This window comes from Streptomyces sp. NPDC052016 (genome assembly GCF_044548445.1).
Lineage (GTDB): Bacteria > Actinomycetota > Actinomycetes > Streptomycetales > Streptomycetaceae > Streptomyces.
Window position 1 is genome coordinate 164780 of the sequence record NZ_JBIUBX010000005.1, and the last position, 19927, is coordinate 184706.

Consider the following 19927-nt stretch of genomic DNA (forward strand, 5'->3'; position numbering starts at 1 on the left):
GACGGGGAAAGCGCGGTGGATACCGCCCACCTTGCGTCGGCGGCCGGTCACACCGAGTGTGCGAGTGATGATAGCCCCAGCTCTTGACCCTTCAAGATGACGGACCGGTAATCTCCGGGCCGGCCCGTGCGTCCGGCATGTGCCGGGGTTGGGGCGCGTGCGGCGGGGATACCCGGACGAGCGAACGGGGGACGACGCAGCGAACCGAAGGCTCAGGGAGGATCCATGGGTACGGAGCCCGAGACGATGGGCGACGACGCCTACCAGCCCACCGGCAGCAACGAGGAGCAGGAGGACGCCGCGCCCCTCGACCTCCAGGACGCCCTCGACGAACGCACCTACGACGAGACCCTGGACGAGGGCTACTCCCCGCCGGAGAAGCCCCTCGGCGTCACCAAGCACGGCACGACCGCGGCCGAGCAGCACGAGGGCGAGACCCTCGACCAGCGTCTGGCCCAGGAGGTCCCGGACGTGTCCGAGCCCGCCGGCGACGGGATCGGCGACCTTCCCGGCGGTGAGGGCGAGCCGGTCGACCCCGAGGCGGGCGGGGAGCGCGCCGGCCGCCTCGTCGCCCCCGACGAAGGCGCGCACCGGGACGTCACCAAGGAGGAGATCGCCGAGGACGTCGGCATCGACGCGGGGGCGGCGGGCGCGGAGGAGGCCGCGGTGCACGTCGTGGACGAGGAGGATCTGCCCTAGGGGGCGGTTGCCTCCGGGTGTGTGGCGTTTTGGGGCGTCGGCCTCAGGGGTGGCCTGCCCTCGGGGTGGTGCTCCGCCGGCGGGGGTGGGTCGCTCTGTCCCGGCGGCGAAGTTCTGACCCCGAGGGCAGAGCTTTGCCCCGGGGGCCAGCCTTGGCCCCGAGGGCAGAGCCTTGGCCCCGAGGTGGTGCTCCGCCCTCGAAGGGTGTTGTGTTCCCCGGGCTGGTGTTCTGCCGTGGGGGTGTTGTGGTCCCGGGGTGATGCTCTGCCGTCGGGGGATCTGTCCCCGCGATGTTCTCTGCCGTCGGGTGTGCCCTGCCCAGCCGGGGGGGAGGGCACGCCCGTACCGTTCAGTCCCCGATGCGGTCCAAATGCCGCAGCCGGTTGGTGGCGTCGAGGGCGGCGACCTTGTAGGACTCGGCGAGCGTCGGGTAGTTGAAGACGGCGTCGACCAGGTAGTCGACGGTGCCGCCGAGGCCCATCACGGACTGGCCGATGTGGATCAGCTCGGTCGCGCCGGTTCCGAAGCAGTGCACGCCCAGCAGCGTGCGGTCCTCGGGGGAGACCAGCAGCTTGAGCATGCCGTGCGCGTCCCCGATGATCTGCCCGCGGGCCAGCTCGCGGTAGCGGGCGACGCCCACCTCGAACGGCACCCGGTCCTCGGTGAGCTGGTCCTCCGTCCGGCCGACGAAGCTGATCTCCGGGATGGTGTAGATGCCGATCGGCTGGAGCCGGTGCATCCGCCCCACGGGCTCCCCGCAGGCGTGGTAGGCGGCCGCGCGGCCCTGCTCCATCGCCGTCGCGGCCAGCGCCGGGTAGCCGATGACATCGCCGACGGCGTAGATGTGCGGCACCTGGGTGCGATAGTGCTCGTCCACCGCGATACGCCCGCGCGCGTCCGCCGCCAACCCGGCCTTGTCCAGGTCGAGCCCCTCGGTCAGGCCCTGCCGGCCCGCCGAGTACATCACCACGTCCGCGGGGATCTTCTTGCCGCTCTCCAGCACCGTCAGCGCGCCCCGCGGATGCCGCTCGACGGCGGCCACGGTCTCCCCGAACCGGAAGGTCACGGCCAGGTCCCGCAGGTGGTACTTGAGCGACTCGATGACCTCGACGTCGCACATGTCGAGCATCCCGGCCCGCTTCTCCACCACCGTCACCTTGCTGCCCAGGGCGGCGAACATGGACGCGTACTCCATGCCGATGACCCCCGCGCCGACGATCACCAGGGACCGCGGGACCCGCTCGATCGTCAGGACGTTGTCCGAGTCGAGGATGGTGCGTCCGTCGAACTCCACGCTCTCCGGCCGCGCGGGCCGCGTACCGGTGGCGATCACGATGTGCTCGGCGTGGATCAGCCGCTCCTGGCCGCCGGCCTCGCGCAGGGCGACGGTGTGGTCGTCGACGAAGCGGCCGGTGCCGGAGAACTGGGCGACGTGGTTGCGTGACAACTGGCTGCGGATGACGTCGACCTCACGACCGACCACGTGCTGCGTGCGCGCGGTCAGGTCCGCGACGGTGATGTCCTCCTTCAGGCGGTAGCTCTGCCCGTAGAGGTCGCGCTGGGTGAGGCCGGTGAGGTAGAGCACCGCCTCGCGCAGGGTCTTGGAGGGGATGGTGCCGGTGTGGAGGGAGACCCCGCCGAGCATGTCGGGGCGATCCACGACGGCGACGCGGCGGCCGAGTTTGGCCGCGGCGATGGCGGCCTTCTGACCGCCCGGACCGGATCCGAGGACGAGCATGTCGAAGTCGGGCACCCTCCGGAGTCTGACAGCCCGGAGGGTGCCTTCGAAAGGGCGGACCGGCGACGACTCCGCACGCGGCGGGGGCGGTCTGCGCGGCAGGGGCCCCGGTCGGCGACCGCTGGAATCCGTCACCCGGCCAGGGTCCCGGCACCGCGCTCAGGGATCAGGGATCAGGGATCAGGGCAGCAGCTTCTCGATCGCGTCCGGGCCCTCCTCGTCGAGCTTGCGCCGCGCCCACTCCAGGTTGCGGGGGGTGAGGTCCCTGCCCGTGACCAGGACCATGTCCTCCGGCGACACCTCTGTGCCGGTTCGGGTGTGGAGCAGGTTGTCCGGGGTGGTGCGGTCGGGGGACGGCCGGGAGGCGTCGGGCTGTGAGGTCGACATGGTCTCTGCTCCTCGGTCCGGAGGGCTGCTTCGTTCCCGGCGCTGTCACCGGGTCCACTAACACCATTCACCGCGAGAGCGCACCCTGCATCCGGAGGCCCCGATCCACCGGGGCACCGGTCCGGAACCGGACGCTCCCTCGCGGGCAGGAGTACCGCTCCGGGCCGGAACATAACCTCCGGATCCTGCGGATTCGCCACCTGCCCCGGACCGCCGGGCCGTGACGCCGGTGGCCGAGGGTGGCCGAAGGGGGCCGAGGGGGGCCGACGACGCGGTCCGTGACCGTGGTGCGGACGCCGGTCGGACCGATGTCGGTGGGCGATGGTGGTCGACGATGCCACGGTCCATGGACGACGTGGTCCGGCCGCCGGCGGGTGGTGCCGGAGGGGAGGGTGCGGTCCGTGACGCCGATCCGGGGCTGCCGCCCGTGACTGCGGTCGCGTGAGGCCGGTCGGCGATGCCGTTCCGGGTTCCGGGTGCCGGGTGCCGGGTGCCGGGTGCCGGGTCGCCGGGTCGCCGGGTCGCCGGGTCGCCGGGTCGCCGGGACGGCCGTCTCAGGGCACGGAACAGGTCGTCCCGCTGTTTCGGCGGCTGTGAAGGCCGGTCGCCCATGGAAGCCACCGCCACCGATCCGGAAGACGGCCGGCGATGGTGACGCGCGGGCGCGGGCACGGGGCCGCGGTCGCCGGACGGTGGCCCGTGAGGCGGGAGGCGCGGAGGTTACGGCGGGCGGGGCGCGAGGCGCCGGGCTCGGTCGACAGCGGGCGCAGCGGTGACGTGCGGGTGGCAGCGCTCCGGTCAGTGGCGCGCGCGTGGCGGACAGGCGCGCCAGCCCCGGAGCTGCCCGGCCAGGTCGGCACACCCGGGGCCTCCACGTCGGCGTGGCCGGACGCTGCCGCACCTCGCCAAGGGCGAGGCGGCCGGCCTCGTGGACCGTTCATCGGAAAACCGGTGGACGGGCCGGGAGCCCCGCTCCTACTGTGTGACCGCACGCCCACAGACTCACGGAAGGAGGCGAGTGCCATGCAGTTCACGACCGTCCCGCGCTCCCTCACCGTGACCCCGGCGTGCCGAGTCTGACCGACGTCCGACCGCCCGGGAGCGCACCACGTTCCGCATCCCGGAGGAATCCGTGACCGATCTGGTCATCCGCGCGCTCGACGAGCGCGACGTCCATCTGTTCGACACCCTGCCCGACCCGCTCCGTGCCGCCGAGGCGTTCCGCAACGCCACCTACCGCCCCGAGTGGAAGCGGGTCGCCCTGCGCGACGGCAGGGTCGTCGCCCGGGCCGCCTGGTGGGGCGGGCCCGACGACACCGAGCCCCTCTCCGCGGAGTGGTTCGACTTCGCCGACGGCGAGGAAGAGGCGGGCGCCGAACTCCTGCGCAGCGCACCCTGGAAGGAGATCGGCCTCCAGCTCGTGCTGCCCAGCGGCTGGCGCAGCGACCCCGTCCAGCGCGCCGCCGCCGAGGCCCGCTTCGCCGCCGCCCGCGCCGCCGGCCAGCGCCTGATGGTGGAACGCTTCATCTACCGCTGGACCCCGGAGTGCGGCCTGCCCGACCGCCCCGGGCGGCTGACGTTCGCTCCCGAACCGGACGACGCGGTGTTCTTCGACGCCCTGCGCCGCATCCACTCCGTCACGCTCGACGCCCACGCCCGCAAGGCCGTCGAGAAGGGCGGCCTCGACCTCGCCGCCCAGGAGGAGATGGACTTCTTCCGCTGGTGCCCCTCGCCCCGCGAGTGGTGGCAGGTCGCCCGGACCGCGGACGGGGAACTCGCCGGAATCCACATCCCCGCCCACAACCCCTCCGGCCCCTGCATCGGCTTCATCGGGGTCCTGCCGGAGCACCGGGGTCACGGGTACGCCTACGACCTGCTCGCCGAGTGCACCCACTACCTCGTGGAACGCGGCGCCGAGTTCATCGCCGGCGCCACCGACCAGGGCAACTTCCCGATGGCCGCCCACTTCACGAAGGCGGGGTACCCCGTCGTACGGGAGCGGGTGCACTTCGAGGTGGGGTGACTCGAGGTCGGGTGACACGGTGTCCCGCGCGGTGATCGGGCACGGGTGACCTTCACCCGCGAGCTCACGCCGCCGTGGGAGCACGCGGACGCGAACCCGGGGGAGGGGCAGGCCGAGTACGCCGCAATGCGGAGGCGCTTCCCGCTCACCTCCCCCGACGGCCCGGTCCCCGAGTTCCTGCTGCACGTCGAGGGGGACCGGGCCTGGTTCCCGTGGAGCGGCTCGCCGTTCGAGGACGGCCAAGGCGTTGTCGACAGGTTTGCGAACGCCGTGTCCGTGCATTCGGGAGACGTACACGTTTTCCGACGGAGACGGGAGGAACCGTGGGCATCATCGCCTGGATTCTGATAGGCCTGCTCGCCGGTGCCATCGCCAAGCTGCTGCTGCCCGGGAAGGACCCGGGCGGCATCATCGTCACCATGCTCATCGGCATCGTCGGCGGTCTGCTGGGCGGCTGGCTGGGCAAGGTGATCTTCGGCGTGGACTCGATCGACGGATTCTTCGATCTGTCCACCTGGATCGCCGCGATCGTCGGCTCGCTCATCCTGCTGGTCCTGTACCGGGCCGTCACCGGCAACCGGCGCACACACCGGCACGCCTGACCGGCCTCGACCACCGCGTACTCAGCCGGCGCCGCCGTCCAACCGGGCCTCGGCCTCGGCGAGTACCTCGGTGACACGCAGGCCGAACGCCGCGTCACACGCGTGCGGACGGCCGTCCCGGGCCGCGGCGCCCAGTGCGTCCGCGGCCCGGCCGAACGCGGTCACGGCGTCCGAGGAGCTCTCGGGCAGCCGTACCACCCCCGCCTTGCCGCGGATCTCGACGCCGGAACCCGACGCCGACGGCGGGGCCGTCAGACTGAGCGTCAGCGTGCTGGAGGCGCCACCGGCGTGGTCCAGCACCACGTGCACGGTGTCCCCGGGGCCCCGCCCGGCGGCCGACACCCGACGCACGTCGCCCAGGACCGGGAGCAGCACGGACAGCGCGTGCGGCCCCACGTCCCACAGGGCGCCCTTCTCCCTCCGCCAGGGCGTGGCGAACGGGCTGTCCCCTGTGAACACCGCCCCGAGCCAGTGGGCGTTGCCCGTGAACCACCCGCCCGCGGAGGCCTGTTGAGCTATCCAGGCCTCGGGCTCCGGCAGGAAGCGGGTGGTGAAGAAGACCACCGAGGCGACTCCCGCCTCCTGGACCGCCGACGCCACCGCCCGGGCCCCCGCCGCCGTCGCGGCGACGGGCTTGTCGAGCAGGAGATGACAGCCGGCCCCGGCGGCACGCACCGCGAGGTCCGCCTGGACGTCCGGGGGCAGCGCGACCGCGACCGCGTCCACCTCCGCGAGCAGCGCGTCGACGTCGTCGTAGGCGCGGGTGCCGTGACGGTCGGCCAGTTCCTTCGCGGCGGCGGGGCGGCGGCCCCACACACCCACGAAGTCGAGGTCCTCGTGGGTGCTCAGAACGGGGGCGTGGACCATCTGCGCCCAGGGGCCGGTGCCGAGCAGACCGATACGCATGTCGCTGACTCTCCCTGCTGCCGGAGGAGGTGGCGGCCGACACCGTGGGCGGCGCCGTCCGTGAGCGAGCCTCGCACACGGGCGGCGCCGCAGGGAGCCCGGGGCCGGTCAGGCCGCCCGGGGCTCCGACCGGCCGTCGTTCGTGGCCGGCTCCCCGCTCTCGGCGGCACCTCGGACCAGCCGCAGATGCCGCTTGCGCGCGGCATGCCGCGGCTTGGCCGGGGCGGGGGTGAACAGGCGGTCCTCGACGCGATCCATGACCACGAGCAGGACGGACAGCAGCGGCAGCAGCAGTACGGCGACCCACAGCACGGTGTTCTCCTCGTCAGGCGACACGATGCGGGTGCTCCGAATCGAGCACCTGATGCGCGGGAACGCCGTCAGGACGGTGAGGGAGCCGTGAAGCCGGTCAGCAGCGCGTCCGCCTGGGCCAGTCCGCTCTCCGCGGAGATCTCCCGCACCGTCTGCGCCTGACGGACCGTGGCGAGCGTGACCCGGTCGTCGCGCAGCAGGTACCCGTACACGCCGGGCCGGGGCATGCTGTTGTACGCCCAGGGCGCGGAGAAGTAGTAGGCGCCCGTGTCGTGCAGCACGACCAGGTCGCCCTCGGCGAGTTCGGGCAGGGCGCGCTCGTGCGCCACCACGTCCCCGGCGAAGCAGAGCGGGCCGGCGACGTCCTGCCGCAGCGGCGCGGTCCGCTTCGGCGTGCCGTCCGGGCCGTGGGCGGACACCCGCAGCGGCCAGGCACCCGGCATGAGGACGGTGCGGGTGGCGACCTGCGCGCCGGCGTGGGTGACGGCGATGCGGCGGCCGCCCGCGTCCTTGACGTACTCCACACGGGCGGCGAGGAAGCCGTTCTTGGCGAGGAGGGAGCGGCCGAACTCGGTGACCAGTTCGTAGCGGCCGTCCAGCAGGGCCGGTTCGGCGTCGGTGAGCGCGGCGACGTAGTCGGCGTAGGTGGGGGTGACGGCGTCGTCGATGAAGTTCACCGGGAGGCCGCCGCCGAGGTCGAGGCTCGTGATCTGCCGGTGGCCGACGCGGGCGTTGATCTCCTCGGCGAGGTGGTGGAGGGCAGCGAGGCCCTCGGCGATCAGCGGCAGGGGGCACCCCTGGGAGCCGACATGCGCGTGCAGCCGGGTCAGCCACGGCCGGCGCGCGCAGGCCTCGACGACCCGGGTGCGGGCGCCGGGATCGCGCAGCGCCACGCCGAACTTCGAGTGCTCCGTCGCGGTGCTCATCGCCCCGATGGTTCCGCTGCCGACCTGCGGGTTCACCCGCAGCCCGACGACCGACGCGCAGTCCGCCGGGCGCAGCGCGTCGACGCGTTCCAACTCGGCGAGGTTGTCGGCGTTGACGGCGATGCCGAGGGCGAGCGCCTCGCGGATCTCGGAGCGGGTCTTCGCGGGGGAGTCCAGCACGATGCGGGCCGGCTCGAAACCGGCGTCCAGTGCCAGCCGCAGTTCTCCCGGGCTCGCCACCTCGCAGCCCATCCCGGTGTCGGCGAGCAGCCGCAGCACAGGCACGAGCGCACAGGCCTTGGCCGCGAAGGTGTGCAGCACGTCCGGTACCGCTGCGAAGGCCTCGTGCAGACCGGCGACGCTGTCGCGCACGCCCTGGACGTCGACGAACCCGGCCAGCGGCCGGTCCTCGCCCAGCAGCCCGTTGGCGACGGCCCGGCGGACGACGGGGGCGACGCGCGCCGCGCCGATCTCGACGCTGTACTCGTCGGCGGGCTCGAGGGCGTTCTCGGTGGGCTTCGCGGTGGCGTTCGTGGTGGCGTTCTCGGTGGGGAGCGACACGTCCTGATCTCCTTCGGCGCGCCGGGCACGGGCGGTCGCTTCCAGGTTCGTCGCTTCGGGACCGTCCGTCTTCGTCGGCTCGCACAAGGACGGACGGGACTTTCGTCGGGGCGCACAACCTCAGGGCCGGTCCTGTCCGGGGCACAGGTCGAGGGGGTCGCACAGCTGGACCACCTGATAGGCGTCCTCGTCGACGTCCGCGCCGCGCAAGCGGTGGGTCTTCGGCACGAACCGCCACTGCGAGGCCTTCACGTGCCCGGTGTCACCGATCTTCTCCACGTGGGCGTGGAGTGTGCGCGTGGCCGGATCGTTGGTCTCCACGACGACCTCGTCGGCCTCGACAGGGAAGTGATCGTGCAGCAGGCACAGGCCGAAGCGGTCCAGATTGCCGTGCCTCTCCAGCACCTCGACGAGGTCCCGCACGAACTCCGTGTCCCGCGGACCGAGCCCTTCCACTTCTTCGAAGCGGGGGAGGGGCCGGCGTGTGGCGGTCGACTTCTCGTTCGTCATGATCTTTTCCTCCCGTCAAGTAAGTCACCTGATTTCACTTACATGCTGAATCCCGAATTGCATTCCTGCAATGGGAGAAGAAAGGTTTCCCTTTCCGTTTCAACTGTAGAACCATTCCACTAATGCGTGTCAACGGTTATTCGGATGCGCCACCGGGGTCGAACCCCGGAATCTCGGTGCGTGTCTTCGGAGGAAGGCGGACTCTCGCGATTAAGGTCCTGCACACTTCGACGACCGATTTTCTTTGGGCTGGATGAACGGGGTGTGCCGTGGGAAAGGTCCGGTGGAGACGCTGGATTTCACTGCTCGTCTTCACTGTGGGGTGGTGGGGTCTGTGGCCGGCCGAGGTGCTGGGAGCCGCTCGGGACGCCTGCCGCACGGACCAGGTCAAAGCTCGCGTCGAGAATGCCGTCATTCGATTCCATCACCATGGGCGAATGCTTGTGGAAGCGCAGGTGAATACGACTGTCAAGGTCCCTGTGCACGGCTGGGATCTCGCGCCTGGTCTGATGCTCGGTGAGGAAACTCCGGGGTATCGAGAAGCCATGCGTTGCCTGTTCCGTGGACCGGAGGAAGTCAGGTACGGCCGCAGGCACGAGTGGCGCTTCCGCGATCCGGAGGTGACGGCGCAACGCGGCTGGATCACGGTGGAGTACGAGGCGGTCACCTGGGTGGAACGTGAAGGGCCGTCGCGGGTGGGACCGTGGGTGATCAGCAAGGGGGAAGAGGAGTGGCGGATCGAACTCCGGCCGCCGAAGGCGTTGGTGAACGTCCGCTGGGATCGCGTCGAGGTGAAGCTGGGTGACCTGGATGCCCACCGCGTTGTTCCGCCTGCGGCTTCCGCCGGCGACGGCAGCCTGGTATGGACCGGGCAGTGGCCGCTGGGGATGCGGGTCTCCTTCGAGCCGCCTTGGCAGGACTCCTTCGCCGCGAGAGCGTCCCGACAGGCCTCGTCGAGTCAGGTACGCATCGCCACCTGGTGGGTGGCCGCATCACTGCTGATCGTGGTGGCGGCCGTCAGGTACCGGTGGCCGCCGGAGCGAGCGTCGTCCGGCCGGTGGCTGTGGTGGCGGGTTCACAGGGGCGGCGAGGGCGGACCCAGCAGGAGCCTGACGTGGGCGGCTCTGGTGTGGGCCGGGCTCAGTGCGGCGGTCGCCCTGATCCTGCTCGAGGTGATTCCGGGACCACCCACAGCCGACGTGCAGCCTCGCTACACGATCATCAGTATCGCGGCCGGGCTGGTCATGATCGTCCTTGCCTTCCCGTGGTCACCCGTCCCGACTCCGGACGCGCACGGATCCGAGGCCGCGGGCCCGGCCGACCTGAGAACCTCCCGGCGCCGCCATGCCCGCGCCGTGCTGACGGCGGCTTCGGTGGTCGCCTCGGTCGGCTTGCTGGTGGCCTTGGCGCCTCGGCTCTTCGGGCTGCCGAACCTGGTGCCGCAGACGTCGCAGTCCTCCCTGGCCCTGGCTGGGCTCGCCTTGATGGGAACGGCGGTGATGTGGCTGTGGCTCGCGGCGATGGTGGCGTGGGCATGGCGCTTCGCGCAGGAAGGAGGACTGGTCAGGAGATTGGCGCCGGCCTGGGCGAAATCGCCCGTCCTCTGCGTGGTGGTCGTGACGGTCGTCCTGTTGCTGATGGCAGGAGCGATGCTCACCTGCTTCTGGTGGGCTCGCGTGCGCCAATGGGAGCGGCAGACCTGGCTCAGCGGTGCCACCCCGAACCTCCGCACCATCGACCAGGGCGAGTTCCTCGCGGCTTTCTGGGCGACCGGCATCAGGTGGGTCTACTCCTATGCGTGGGTGCTGGCGGGCGTCGCGTTCCTGGCGTTCCTGCGCACCCGGGTCAGGGCCGAGCGGCCGGCGGGCAAGCTACCGCCGGAACTGGAGCCGCTGAAGCAGGATTTCCTGTTGGTGACCCTGCTCTTCGCTTTTGTCGTGGGCTTGCGACAGGTGCCCCTGGCAGGCTCCGCCGCCCTGTACGGGGTCTGGCTCCCGCTGACCATCCTCTCCCTGTACGCCCTACGGGTGGTGACCGGGCCATGGTCGGTGCTGGCTCGCATGCCCGAAGGGTTCAGTCCCACGAGGCCGGGTTCCGAGCAGTGTCGCGAACAACTGCTGGAAAAGGCCCATCTGTATCGCAGGGTGCACCATCAACTGATGTTGATGGACCGGGGACACGAGGGGAGCGCGGAGCGCGAGAAGCTGGAAGACCAACTGCGTGACGTGCACGAGTGGCTGCGTTGTGAACCAGCCGACGGCCGGCTACCGGACCGTGTGTCCGTGCTGGACGTCGCCCTGAGCTGGGGACCGAGGGACCACTGGTGGGACAACGCACGGCACGCCGCGCGTCTGGCCTTCTGGTTCGGGGTCCCGGCCACCCTTGCCCTCACCTGGCTGGACTACCTCAGGGATTCCAGAACCCGGCTGGTCACGCAACACCACCCCATCGGACTCGTCGAGATCGCGGCGAACCTCGCCGTATGGCAGCTTGCCTGGGCGGCGGCGGGCTTCTTCCTTGGAGCGTTGTGGCGTGTGCTGCCCGGTTCCCGCGGTCCCGTGCGCGCCGTGGCCGTCACCGTCGGCTATGCCGCACCGATCGGCGTGGCCGCCCTCTTCGTCAACGTCGCCGACACCAACGCCGGGTACGCACTGCTCCACGTCCTCCTCATGCTCAGCGTCCTCACTCTGACCAGTATCTGGATGGACATGGCGACCTTCAGCGGCGAGAGGAAGTTCTGGCCCACCCGCCTGGGCCTGCTGCTGTCGATCTACCAACTGCGCGGCATCTCCACACAGATCGCCTACCTCCTCACCCAGGCGGGCGTGGCGGCTTCCATCTGGATCCAGTTGGCCGCAAGCGACTCCGACCCGCCGTTCTAGCCGACGCGGGCCGGTGCCTGGCGCGACCCGGCCGACAGTCCCCCCGGCGGAAGGGATCAGGAAGACCCGCCGAGCCGCGCCGCGAGGATCAGCAAGAGCCGGGTGTCGGGGTCGTCCAGGTCGACGCCGTGGCGCTCCCGCAGTCGGCCGAGGCGGTAGCGCAGCGTGTTGGGGTGCACGACGAGACGGCGGGCCGCCGCCGGGACGTCGCCGCCGGCGTCGAGGTAGGCGGCCAGGGTCCGCACCAGGTCGCCGCCGGTGGCGAGGTCCGTGCGGATCAGATCGTGCACCGGGCCGCTCCCGGACTCCCACACCGGACGCACCGCGTCCAGGACGCGCAGCACCTCCAGCGCCGGCCCCGCGCCGCCCGCGTCCGCGTACCGCGGCGGCCGGGGCTGTCCGCCCGCCAGAGCCCGCCTCTCCCGTTCCCGCAGCGCCCTGACCACCAGCGTCGCCCGCTCGTGCGACTCCGCCGCCCGCTCCGGCGGCACGACGGGACCCGCACCCAGCCACACCGCGGCGCCACCCGGCAGCGACGCCACCACCGCGTCGAGTTCCCGTACGACGGCCAGGACGGCGGCCTCGTGGTCCGCGGCGGAGCCGTCGCCCGTGAGCAGCAGGGTCAGCCGGTCCCCGTCCCGCAGCACCCCGGTCCCGGGCCGGTGCGCCGCCAGCTCCAGCACGAGGACGTCCAGGGACCGGTCGTCCACCGGCCCGCTCGCCTCCCGCTCGGCCACCACCACCGCACAGGGCGCGTCCGGGGACAGGCCCAGGGACCACGCGTGCGTACGGCGGTCCCCGAGGCCGTGCAGCAGACCGCGCAGCGCGGCCTCCCGCCGGTGCGCCGTACCGCTCTCGCGCAGCCGCTCGCGTACGAGGAGCGGGGCGGCCAGTCCGGCGGCCGTCCGCAGATGGCGCGCGGCGTCCGGGGCGAGGGCCTTGCCGTCCGCGGCGGCCCAGATCGAACCGAGGACCTCCCGCCCGCTGCGGACCGCGACGACCAGCCGCTCGGGCGTGTCGCCGTCGGCGGGCCGGTGCAGGACGTCCCCCGAGGTCCACAGCGCGCGCAGCAGGCCACTGCGGCGCAGCTCCTGCGACCCGCCACTCGGGCACCCGGCCGCCGAGGATGACGGCGCGGCGCAGCGGGTCGGCGTCAGGACCCGTCGCGGAGTGGGCCAGGACGCGCAAGCTCGTGTCCTCGATCGTGATCGACCCCCGCACGTACCCCGCGACGCGGGCCGCCAGGGCCGCGAGGGACCCGATCGTCTCCGGGCCGCGCGACACGTCGGAGGCTTCGGCATCCCCCGCGGAGACATAGCTCAGGGCCGACCTGAGCAGCGCGGCCGCCTCCGCCCAGTCGGCGCCCTCGGCGCGGACCAGCAGGGCCACTCCCGTCTCCCGGGCCGCCGCCACCAGCTTCTCACCGGTCGCGCCCGCGTCCCCCAGGACCACGGCGCACGCGCCGCGCCGGGCGGCCTCCCGCACGGTCGCGGCGTCCGCGGGGGCTCCGACGGCCAGCAGGAGCGTGCCCGGCTGAGAGGACGTCAGGTCGTCCATGCCGAGAGCGACTCGGCGTACGACCGCGTCCGGCACGGCGGGCGCGCACAGCAGGCGCAGCGCGTTGCCGTCCTCGAAGGCGAGCAGGGACCGCAGGGTCGGGGGCGGGGCGTCCGGGGGGTGGGTGCCGTAGGACGGGCCGTTCGGGGCTGGGGTGTTTCGGGTGGCGCAGTCCGGCGTCGAGGTGTTGTGGGTGGCGTCCCGCGGGGCCGAGGTGTTGCGGGTGGCGTCCTCGGGGGCCGGGGTCTTGCGGGTGGCGCTGTCCCGGGCCCGGGTCTCGCGGTTGGCGGCGTCCGGCGTCGAGGTGTTGTGGGTGGCGTCCTCGGGGGCCGGGGTCTTGCGGGTGGCGCTGTCCCGGGCGGAGGTCTCGCCGTTGGCGGCGTCCGGGGGCGAGGTGTTGCGGTCGGCGCCGTCCGGGACTGGGGGTTCCTCGTTCACCGGCCTGCTCTCCCGCTGTCGGCGGTGCGACGGGTGTCGCGCCGTCGCCGACGAGGATAAGTCCCCGGCCTTTCGTCGCCCGTCGCCCGGGCCATCTCCGGCCCTCGACACCTCCGTCGTCCGGAAGACCGGTGACATTGCCGATCCCCCCACCACCACGTCCCTCCGACAGTGGCACCGCCAGCCCGTCAACGGGCCCGCCCGTCCGGGCGGGCCGTCGCGACAGAGAGGACGACTCGTCGTGCAGCAGCAAGCGCGCACCGGTGCCACCCCTCACGTGTCCACCCGCACCAACCACCGCAGGCCCGGCCGGATCGCCGGCCTGGCGGCGGCGATCGCCGCGGTCGTCGGCCTCACCACCCTCAGCGGCCCCGGGGCGCAGGCCGCGGACAACCCCTACGAACGCGGCCCGGCGCCGACCAACGCGAGCATCGAGGCACTGCGGGGCCCCTACGCCGTCTCGCAGACCTCCGTCTCCTCACTGGCCGTCACCGGCTTCGGCGGGGGCACCATCTACTACCCGACCAGCACCGCCGACGGCACCTTCGGGGCGGTCGCCGTCTCACCCGGCTTCACCGCCACCCAGTCCTCCATCGCCTGGCTGGGACCGCGCCTGGCCTCCCAGGGCTTCGTCGTCTTCACCATCGACACGAACACCACGGTGGACCAACCCGACTCCCGTGGCCGCCAGTTGCTCGCGGCCCTGGACTACCTCACACGAAGCAGCTCCGTCCGCGGCCGGATCGACGCCACCCGGCTCGGCGTCATGGGTCACTCCATGGGCGGCGGCGGCAGCCTCGAGGCGGCCAAGACACGGCCCTCTCTCCAGGCCGCGATCCCGCTCACGCCGTGGAACCTCGACAAGACCTGGCCGGAGATCAGCACGCCCACCCTCATCATCGGTGCGGACGGCGACACGATCGCCCCCGTGGCCAGCCACTCCGAGCCGTTCTACGCCTCCCTGCCTTCCGGGCTGGACCGTGCCTACCTGGAGTTGAACGGCGCCACCCACTTCACCCCGAACACGTCGGACACGACGATCGCGAAGTACAGCATTTCGTGGCTGAAGCGGTTCATCGACAACGACACCCGCTACGAGCAGTTCCTGTGCCCGCTGCCGCGGCCGAGCCTGACGATCGAGGAGTACCGGGGCAACTGCCCGCACGGCTCCTGACGTCAACGGCCCACGGCCGAAGGCCCGAGGACCAAGGGCCCACGATCCACGGCCCGCTCCCGCGCCGGGCGAGCGGCGGCCGCGCACTCCGCGCGACCGCCGCTGTCGGCGTTGTGCCCGTGCACGCCACGAGCCGCCGGACGTTGGGCAGCAGCACAATCCACATCCCGTCCGTCGTCCGTGAACGCGCAGGCCACAGCTCGAAAGCGCTTCCCCGCCGGTGTGGACGCACGCCTTCCGTCTCTCGTTACGCGTGCGTAACGTCGCGGGAATGACCGGACCCCAGACGAGCGTGCAGGGCGGGTGCGTACGGGTCGTGACAGGCGAACCCGGTTGCGGCCGCACGTGGTTCCTCGACTCGGCGGCCCGCGCCTTCCGTCGTGGAGCCTACAAGGCGACCGGGGCCTCGGGGGCTTCGGGGGCCTCCAGGGCCTCCGGGGCCTCCAGGCCACGGACGGTCACCGGGACGCCCGTACCCGCCCTGGCGCCCGTGGCCGCCGGGGCACCCGTGGCCTCCGGTGCCGACGGAACCACCGGCGCCGTGGTGCACGTCCGGGCCGACCCGGCGCGGGCGGCCGTCCCCGGCAGCGGTCTGCGCACGTTGCTGGGCGCCCTCGGCGAGGCCACCGGGCGCGTGCCCGCGGGGTCGTCGGGAGGGGCGCTGCTGGACACACTGCGCGCCGCCACCATCCCCTTGCTGGTGTGCGTCGACGACGCGCACCTGTGGGACGCGCCGTCCCGCGCCGCCCTGGGCCACGCCGCCGCACGCCTGGGCGGCACGGAGAACGTGCGCCTGCTCCTGAGCGTCCCCGGACACCGCCCGCCCGGCCCGGAGTTCGCCGGACTGCCGCTGCTGTGGATCGACCCGCTCTCCTCGGAGGAGGCGGCCGCCCTGCTGGACGAGGCGACGGACGGGGCCGTCGCCTCGGGCGTACGGGACGACGTGGTGGACGCGGCCCAGGGCAACCCGGCGCTGCTGCTGGCCGTCGTCCGGCGGCTCTCTCCCGCCCAGTTGCGGGGCGAGCGGCCCCTGCCCCTCCCGCTCGCGGACGGCGAGGTGCTGACGGGCCTGGTCGGCGGGCTGCTGTCCGGACAGACGCCCGAGCAGCACGACGTCCTGCTGACGGTGGCGGCCGCGGTACGGGACGCCGGGAACCCGATGGACGCCGGGAACCCGATGGACGCCGGGAACCCGGTGAACGCCGGGTACACCGGGACCGTGGGGACGGCCGAGGCCACGGAGCACCCGGCCGTCGGCATCGGCCTCCTCCTCCGCGCCATGGAGCGGCTCCACGACGGCGGCCGCCGGGCATCCGCCGATCCGCTGCCCGACCTGCTCGCCGTCGCCGACGGAGAGGTGCGCTTCCACAGCGAGCTGCTGCGCAGGGCGGTGTACGCGGGGGCGCCGACCGCGCGGCGCCGGGCCGTACACCGTGCGCTGGCCCACGCCTTGGAGAGCGAGGGCCCGGTGCTCCGTACGCTGCTGCACCGTGCGTGGGCCGAAACGGGGGCCGGGGCGGGTGCCGCTCCACGGCTCGCGGCCGAACTGGCGGCCGCGGCGGCCGACCCGACCGCTTCCGTTCCGCACGGCCTGCGGTGCGCCGCGTACACGCGGGCCGCCGAGCTGGCCGACGACACCCCGCGGCGCGCCGAGTGGTACACGGCCGCCGCGGAACAGGCCCTGTTCGCCGGGCGCTCCCACCGCGCGACACGGCTGCTCGACGCGGCCCGGACCGTCGGGGCGCCCGCCGTCGTGCGGGGTCGTGCCGAGTTGCTGCGCGGGACGACCATGCTGCACGACGGGCCGGTCGACGAGGCCCGGGCCTCCCTCCTGCTCGCCACCTCCCTGCTCGCCGAGCGAGCCCCCGGGCAGGCGGAGGCCGCAGCGCTCGCCGCATCGGACGCGGCGTGGGCCGCGGGCGACCCGGCCGGCTGCCTGCGAGCTCTGGCGGCATCGGGTGAGCGCGTCACGGCAGGGCCGGGCCTGGTCGGCGTCGTGGATGTAGGCGCGGGCGGGGCAGTCGGCGTGGGTGCCGGTGCGGGCGATGGTGCCGACGGGGGTGGGGGCGTGGCTTCGGGTGAGCGCGTCGTGGGAGGGCCGGGCCTGGTCGGGGGCGTGGATGTCGGTGCGGGTGGGGCAGTCGGCGTGGGTTCCGGTGCCCCGGTGGGTGCCGGTGCGGGCGATGGTGCCGACGGGGGCGGGGGCGTGGCTTCGGGTGAGCGCGTCGTGGGAGGGCCGGGCCTGGTCGGCTGCGTGGATGTCGGCGCGGGCGGGGCAGTCGGCGTGAGTTCCGGTGCCCCGGTGGGCGCCGACGTGGGCGATGGTGTCGACGGCGACGGCGACGGCGACGGCGACGGGGCCGGGGGCGCTGCGTCGCGTGAGTGCGTCGTGGGGGGTCCGGGCCCCGTCGGGGGTGTGGCGGTTGTCCGTGACTACCGGCGTGGGATGCGTGCCCTGCTCGAGGGGGACTTCCTGGCGGCGGCCGAGCCGCTGCGGCGCGTGGTGGAGCGCGCGGAGGGAAGCGGCGATCCGGGGGAGGCGCTGCGCGCGGCGGCCGCGGCGCTGATGCTGGGCGACCTCGACGCCGGGCGCCGCGCCGGGGCGCGGGCGCTGGCCGCCGCCCGCACGCTCGGCACCGCCCCGGCGGTCCCCAGGGCGCGGGAGTACCTCGCGTACGTCGAACTGCGCGCCGGACGGCACGCCCTGGCCCGTACCCACGCGGAGGAAGGACTGCGCGCGGCCCAGGGGGCCCGGCAGCGCAACACCGCCGCCCACCACCACGCCGTCCTGGCGCTGGCCGCGTCCATCGAGGGCGAGACCGACCTGGTCGCCGGGCACGTGGCGGCCGCGCTGGCCGTCGCCCGGCGCCACGGACTCGCCCAGGCCGCGACCCTCGCGGAGTGGGCGACGGCCCGGGCGGACCTGGGCCGCGGCCGGCCCCGCGAGGCGGCGGACCGGCTCGGACCGCTGGTGCGGCCGGGCCGCCGACGCGGTCACTTCGCGGTCTGGATGCTCGCTGCACCCTGTTTCGTGGAGGCGGCCGTGTCCGCCGGACGCCCCGACGGAGCCTCGGCCATCGTCGAGGACCTCGCCCGGTGGGCCGGTTTCGGAGCCGACCCGCAGGCCCCCGCCCAACTGCTGCGCTGCCGTGCCCTGCTGGCCCCGCCGGACCGGGCGGACGCGCTCTACCTGCGCGCCCTCGACCTGCACGAAGCGGCGGGCGGTGACTTCGAACGGGCCCGGACCGAACTCCTCCACGGCAAGTGGCTGCGCCGCCGTCGCCGGCTCGGCGAGGCACGCGACCGCCTCGGCGCCGCCCTGGTCGGCTTCGAACGCTGCGGGGCCCGCGCCTGGGCGGAGCAGACCCGCGCCGAGTTGCGCGCCAACGGCGTCTCCCCGAGCGGGACCCGGGCCCCGACCGGTCTGTCCCTGCTGACCCCACAGCAACTGCGCATCGCGCGGTGCGTCGCCGAGGGTGCCACCAACCGGGAGGTGGCCCTGACCCTGTCCGTCAGCACCCGTACCGTCGACTACCACCTGCGCAAGGTCTTCGCCGCGCTCGGCGTGCGCTCCCGCGTCGAACTGGCCCGGCTGGTCGAACAGGCCGAAAAGAGCGGTGCACACCCCTAGGGACCGACCGGACGGTATGTCATCCTGCGGGGCAGGACGACCCGACGGCGGGACCGCGCGGACTCCACGGCCGACCCGGAGCCGGGAGGAGCCCCGCCGCGCGGGGCCGCCGGCACACCGAACCTGGGGGAGGACCGCGATGCACCACGCCCTGCGGCCAAGAACCGCGTTGCGTCCGGCAGGACCGGGCGGAGCGGCAGGACCGGCCCTGCGACCGCGCCCGCCGCGCGTCCGCTCACTGATCGACGCCGACGCCCTGGACGTCCTGCACCGCGCCGCCCGGGTGCTGCTGGACGATCTGCCCGACCTCACCGACAGGCTGGTCGCCGTGATCCAGGAACAGGAACCGGCCTACCGCGCGGCCGTGGAGATCGACCCGGGCGCCACCTGGCAGGAGGTCCACCGCTCGCTGCGGCACAGCGTGGCCTCGCTGCTGGATCCGCGCGGCAGCCGGGACGCGGCGCGCCGCTGCTCGTGGAAGATCGGGGCGACCCGCGCCGAACAGGGCCTGCCGCTCGACGCCCTGCTGCACGCGTTCCGGCTCGGCGGCTCCCTGGTCTGGCAGCGCCTCGTCGAGGAGACCTCCCGGACCGCTCCCGAGGACGTACGCCTCCTCGTGCACGTCGCGGCCGACGTGTGGAACTTCGTCGACGAGCACTGCACGCTCGTCGCGGACGCCTACCGGCAGGTCGAACGGCAGCTGGCCTGGCGGCGCGAGAACCGGCTGCGGCTGCTGGCCGCCGCCCTCCTCGACGGCGCAAGCCGCATCGCCGACCTCCCGGAGACCGCTCAGGCACTGGACCTGCCCGAACAGGGCCGCTACGCGGTCGTGGCGGTGGCCGGCGGCTCCCCGTCCGAAGCCGCGGCGGCCCGCGCCGCCGCCGCGCGGGGGATGCGCGTGCACTGGCACACGGGCGTGGAGGTCGACTACGGCATAGTCCTGCTGGGCGACGGTGACGGCGGCGGCGTTGGCGTCGTCGGCGCCGGCAACGGCGTCGGCCATGGCGGCGGCGACGGCCACAGGGGCGGCGGCAGGGGCACGGAAAGGCACACGGACAGACACGCGAACGGGCATGAGCACGGGCGGGCGGCGGCCCCGCGTCCGGGGGCGGCCGGCGCCGTCCCCTCCTGCGGCGCGCGCGTGGGCGTCAGCACGGCCGTGTCGGGGCTGGCCGCCGTCGGGGACGCCCGCCGGCTCGCCGACACCGCGCTGCGCATGTGCCCGCAGACCGGCGGCACTGTCCGCCTGACCGAACACCTCCCCGCGGCCCTGGTGATCTCCTCGCCCGATCTCGCCGCCGCCCTCGCGGAGCGCGTCCTCGGCCCGCTGCGCGCCCTCGAACCCTCCGACGCGGCCGTCCTGCTGGACACGCTCGCCACCTGGCTGGCGTGCGACGGCTCCGCACAGCGGGCCGGGGAGCGGCTGTACTGCCACCGCAACACCGTCCTCAACCGCCTGCGCCGCTACGAACAGCTGACGGGCCGCTGCCTGTCCCGTCCGGCCGACGTGGTGGAGATCAGCCTGGCGCTGGCGACGCGGTCCTCCCCCTGAGAACACCCACCCGGCGTCTGGGCGCGCGC

14 protein-coding genes are annotated in these 19927 nt (G+C 73.6%); 7 read left to right on the forward strand and 7 right to left on the reverse strand.

Annotated features, from left to right (window positions below):
* Positions 1-225: 225 nt before the first annotated feature.
* Positions 226-699, forward strand: a complete 474-nt coding sequence (locus tag ACIHAR_RS08795; protein ID WP_365457443.1) for a DUF5709 domain-containing protein — start codon at positions 226-228, stop codon at positions 697-699.
* Between the two features lie 349 nt (positions 700-1048).
* Here ACIHAR_RS08795 and sthA read toward each other — a convergent pair whose 3' ends face one another.
* Together sthA and ACIHAR_RS08805 are read right to left on the reverse strand one after the other, a co-directional pair.
* On the reverse strand, positions 1049-2452 hold the full coding sequence (gene sthA, locus ACIHAR_RS08800; RefSeq protein ID WP_365457446.1) for a Si-specific NAD(P)(+) transhydrogenase: 1404 nt from the start codon (positions 2450-2452) through the stop codon (positions 1049-1051).
* Positions 2453-2617: 165 nt separating this feature from the next.
* On the reverse strand, positions 2618-2824 hold the full coding sequence (locus tag ACIHAR_RS08805; protein WP_365457449.1) for a hypothetical protein: 207 nt from the start codon (positions 2822-2824) through the stop codon (positions 2618-2620).
* 1132 nt (positions 2825-3956) lie between these two features.
* Here ACIHAR_RS08805 and ACIHAR_RS08810 point away from each other — a divergent pair.
* Entirely contained in the window at positions 3957-4847 is an 891-nt protein-coding gene (locus tag ACIHAR_RS08810; RefSeq protein ID WP_400018074.1) for a GNAT family N-acetyltransferase, read from the forward strand.
* Positions 4848-5170: 323 nt separating this feature from the next.
* On the forward strand, positions 5171-5449 hold the full coding sequence (locus tag ACIHAR_RS08815; protein ID WP_365457452.1) for a GlsB/YeaQ/YmgE family stress response membrane protein: 279 nt from the start codon (positions 5171-5173) through the stop codon (positions 5447-5449).
* Positions 5450-5470: 21 nt separating this feature from the next.
* Here the strand turns inward: ACIHAR_RS08815 and ACIHAR_RS08820 are convergent, their stop codons facing one another.
* The 4 genes from ACIHAR_RS08820 to ACIHAR_RS08835 all read right to left on the reverse strand — a co-directional run bounded on the left by ACIHAR_RS08820 (position 5471) and on the right by ACIHAR_RS08835 (position 8664).
* Positions 5471-6355, reverse strand: coding sequence for a Gfo/Idh/MocA family protein (locus ACIHAR_RS08820; RefSeq protein WP_400018076.1), 885 nt, complete (start codon positions 6353-6355; stop codon positions 5471-5473).
* 108 nt (positions 6356-6463) lie between these two features.
* Entirely contained in the window at positions 6464-6691 is a 228-nt protein-coding gene (locus ACIHAR_RS08825) for a hypothetical protein (RefSeq protein ID WP_365457458.1), read from the reverse strand.
* Between the two features lie 44 nt (positions 6692-6735).
* A complete protein-coding gene (locus tag ACIHAR_RS08830) occupies positions 6736-8064 on the reverse strand; it encodes a diaminopimelate decarboxylase (RefSeq protein WP_400018226.1) in 1329 nt (442 codons plus the stop codon).
* A gap of 210 nt (positions 8065-8274) precedes the next feature.
* A complete protein-coding gene (locus ACIHAR_RS08835; RefSeq protein WP_365457461.1) occupies positions 8275-8664 on the reverse strand; it encodes a hypothetical protein in 390 nt (129 codons plus the stop codon).
* Between the two features lie 347 nt (positions 8665-9011).
* On the opposite strand from ACIHAR_RS08835, the gene ACIHAR_RS08840 reads away from it, so the two are divergent.
* Entirely contained in the window at positions 9012-11546 is a 2535-nt protein-coding gene (locus ACIHAR_RS08840) for a DUF6185 family protein (RefSeq protein WP_400018228.1), read from the forward strand.
* A gap of 56 nt (positions 11547-11602) precedes the next feature.
* On the opposite strand, the gene ACIHAR_RS08845 is transcribed toward ACIHAR_RS08840, so the two are convergent.
* Complete coding sequence (locus ACIHAR_RS08845; protein WP_400018079.1) at positions 11603-12847, reverse strand: PucR family transcriptional regulator; 1245 nt, start codon at positions 12845-12847, stop codon at positions 11603-11605.
* Positions 12848-13818: 971 nt separating this feature from the next.
* Here ACIHAR_RS08845 and ACIHAR_RS08850 point away from each other — a divergent pair.
* The 3 genes from ACIHAR_RS08850 to ACIHAR_RS08860 all read left to right on the forward strand — a co-directional run bounded on the left by ACIHAR_RS08850 (position 13819) and on the right by ACIHAR_RS08860 (position 19898).
* Positions 13819-14715, forward strand: coding sequence for an alpha/beta hydrolase (locus ACIHAR_RS08850; protein WP_400018230.1), 897 nt, complete (start codon positions 13819-13821; stop codon positions 14713-14715).
* A 271-nt stretch (positions 14716-14986) separates the two neighbouring features.
* Positions 14987-18346, forward strand: coding sequence for a LuxR C-terminal-related transcriptional regulator (locus ACIHAR_RS08855; RefSeq protein ID WP_400018081.1), 3360 nt, complete (start codon positions 14987-14989; stop codon positions 18344-18346).
* Positions 18347-18485: 139 nt separating this feature from the next.
* The gene (locus tag ACIHAR_RS08860; RefSeq protein WP_400018083.1) at positions 18486-19898 is read left to right on the forward strand and encodes a PucR family transcriptional regulator; all 1413 of its coding nucleotides are present in this window, start codon (positions 18486-18488) and stop codon (positions 19896-19898) included.
* Positions 19899-19927 lie beyond the last annotated feature (29 nt).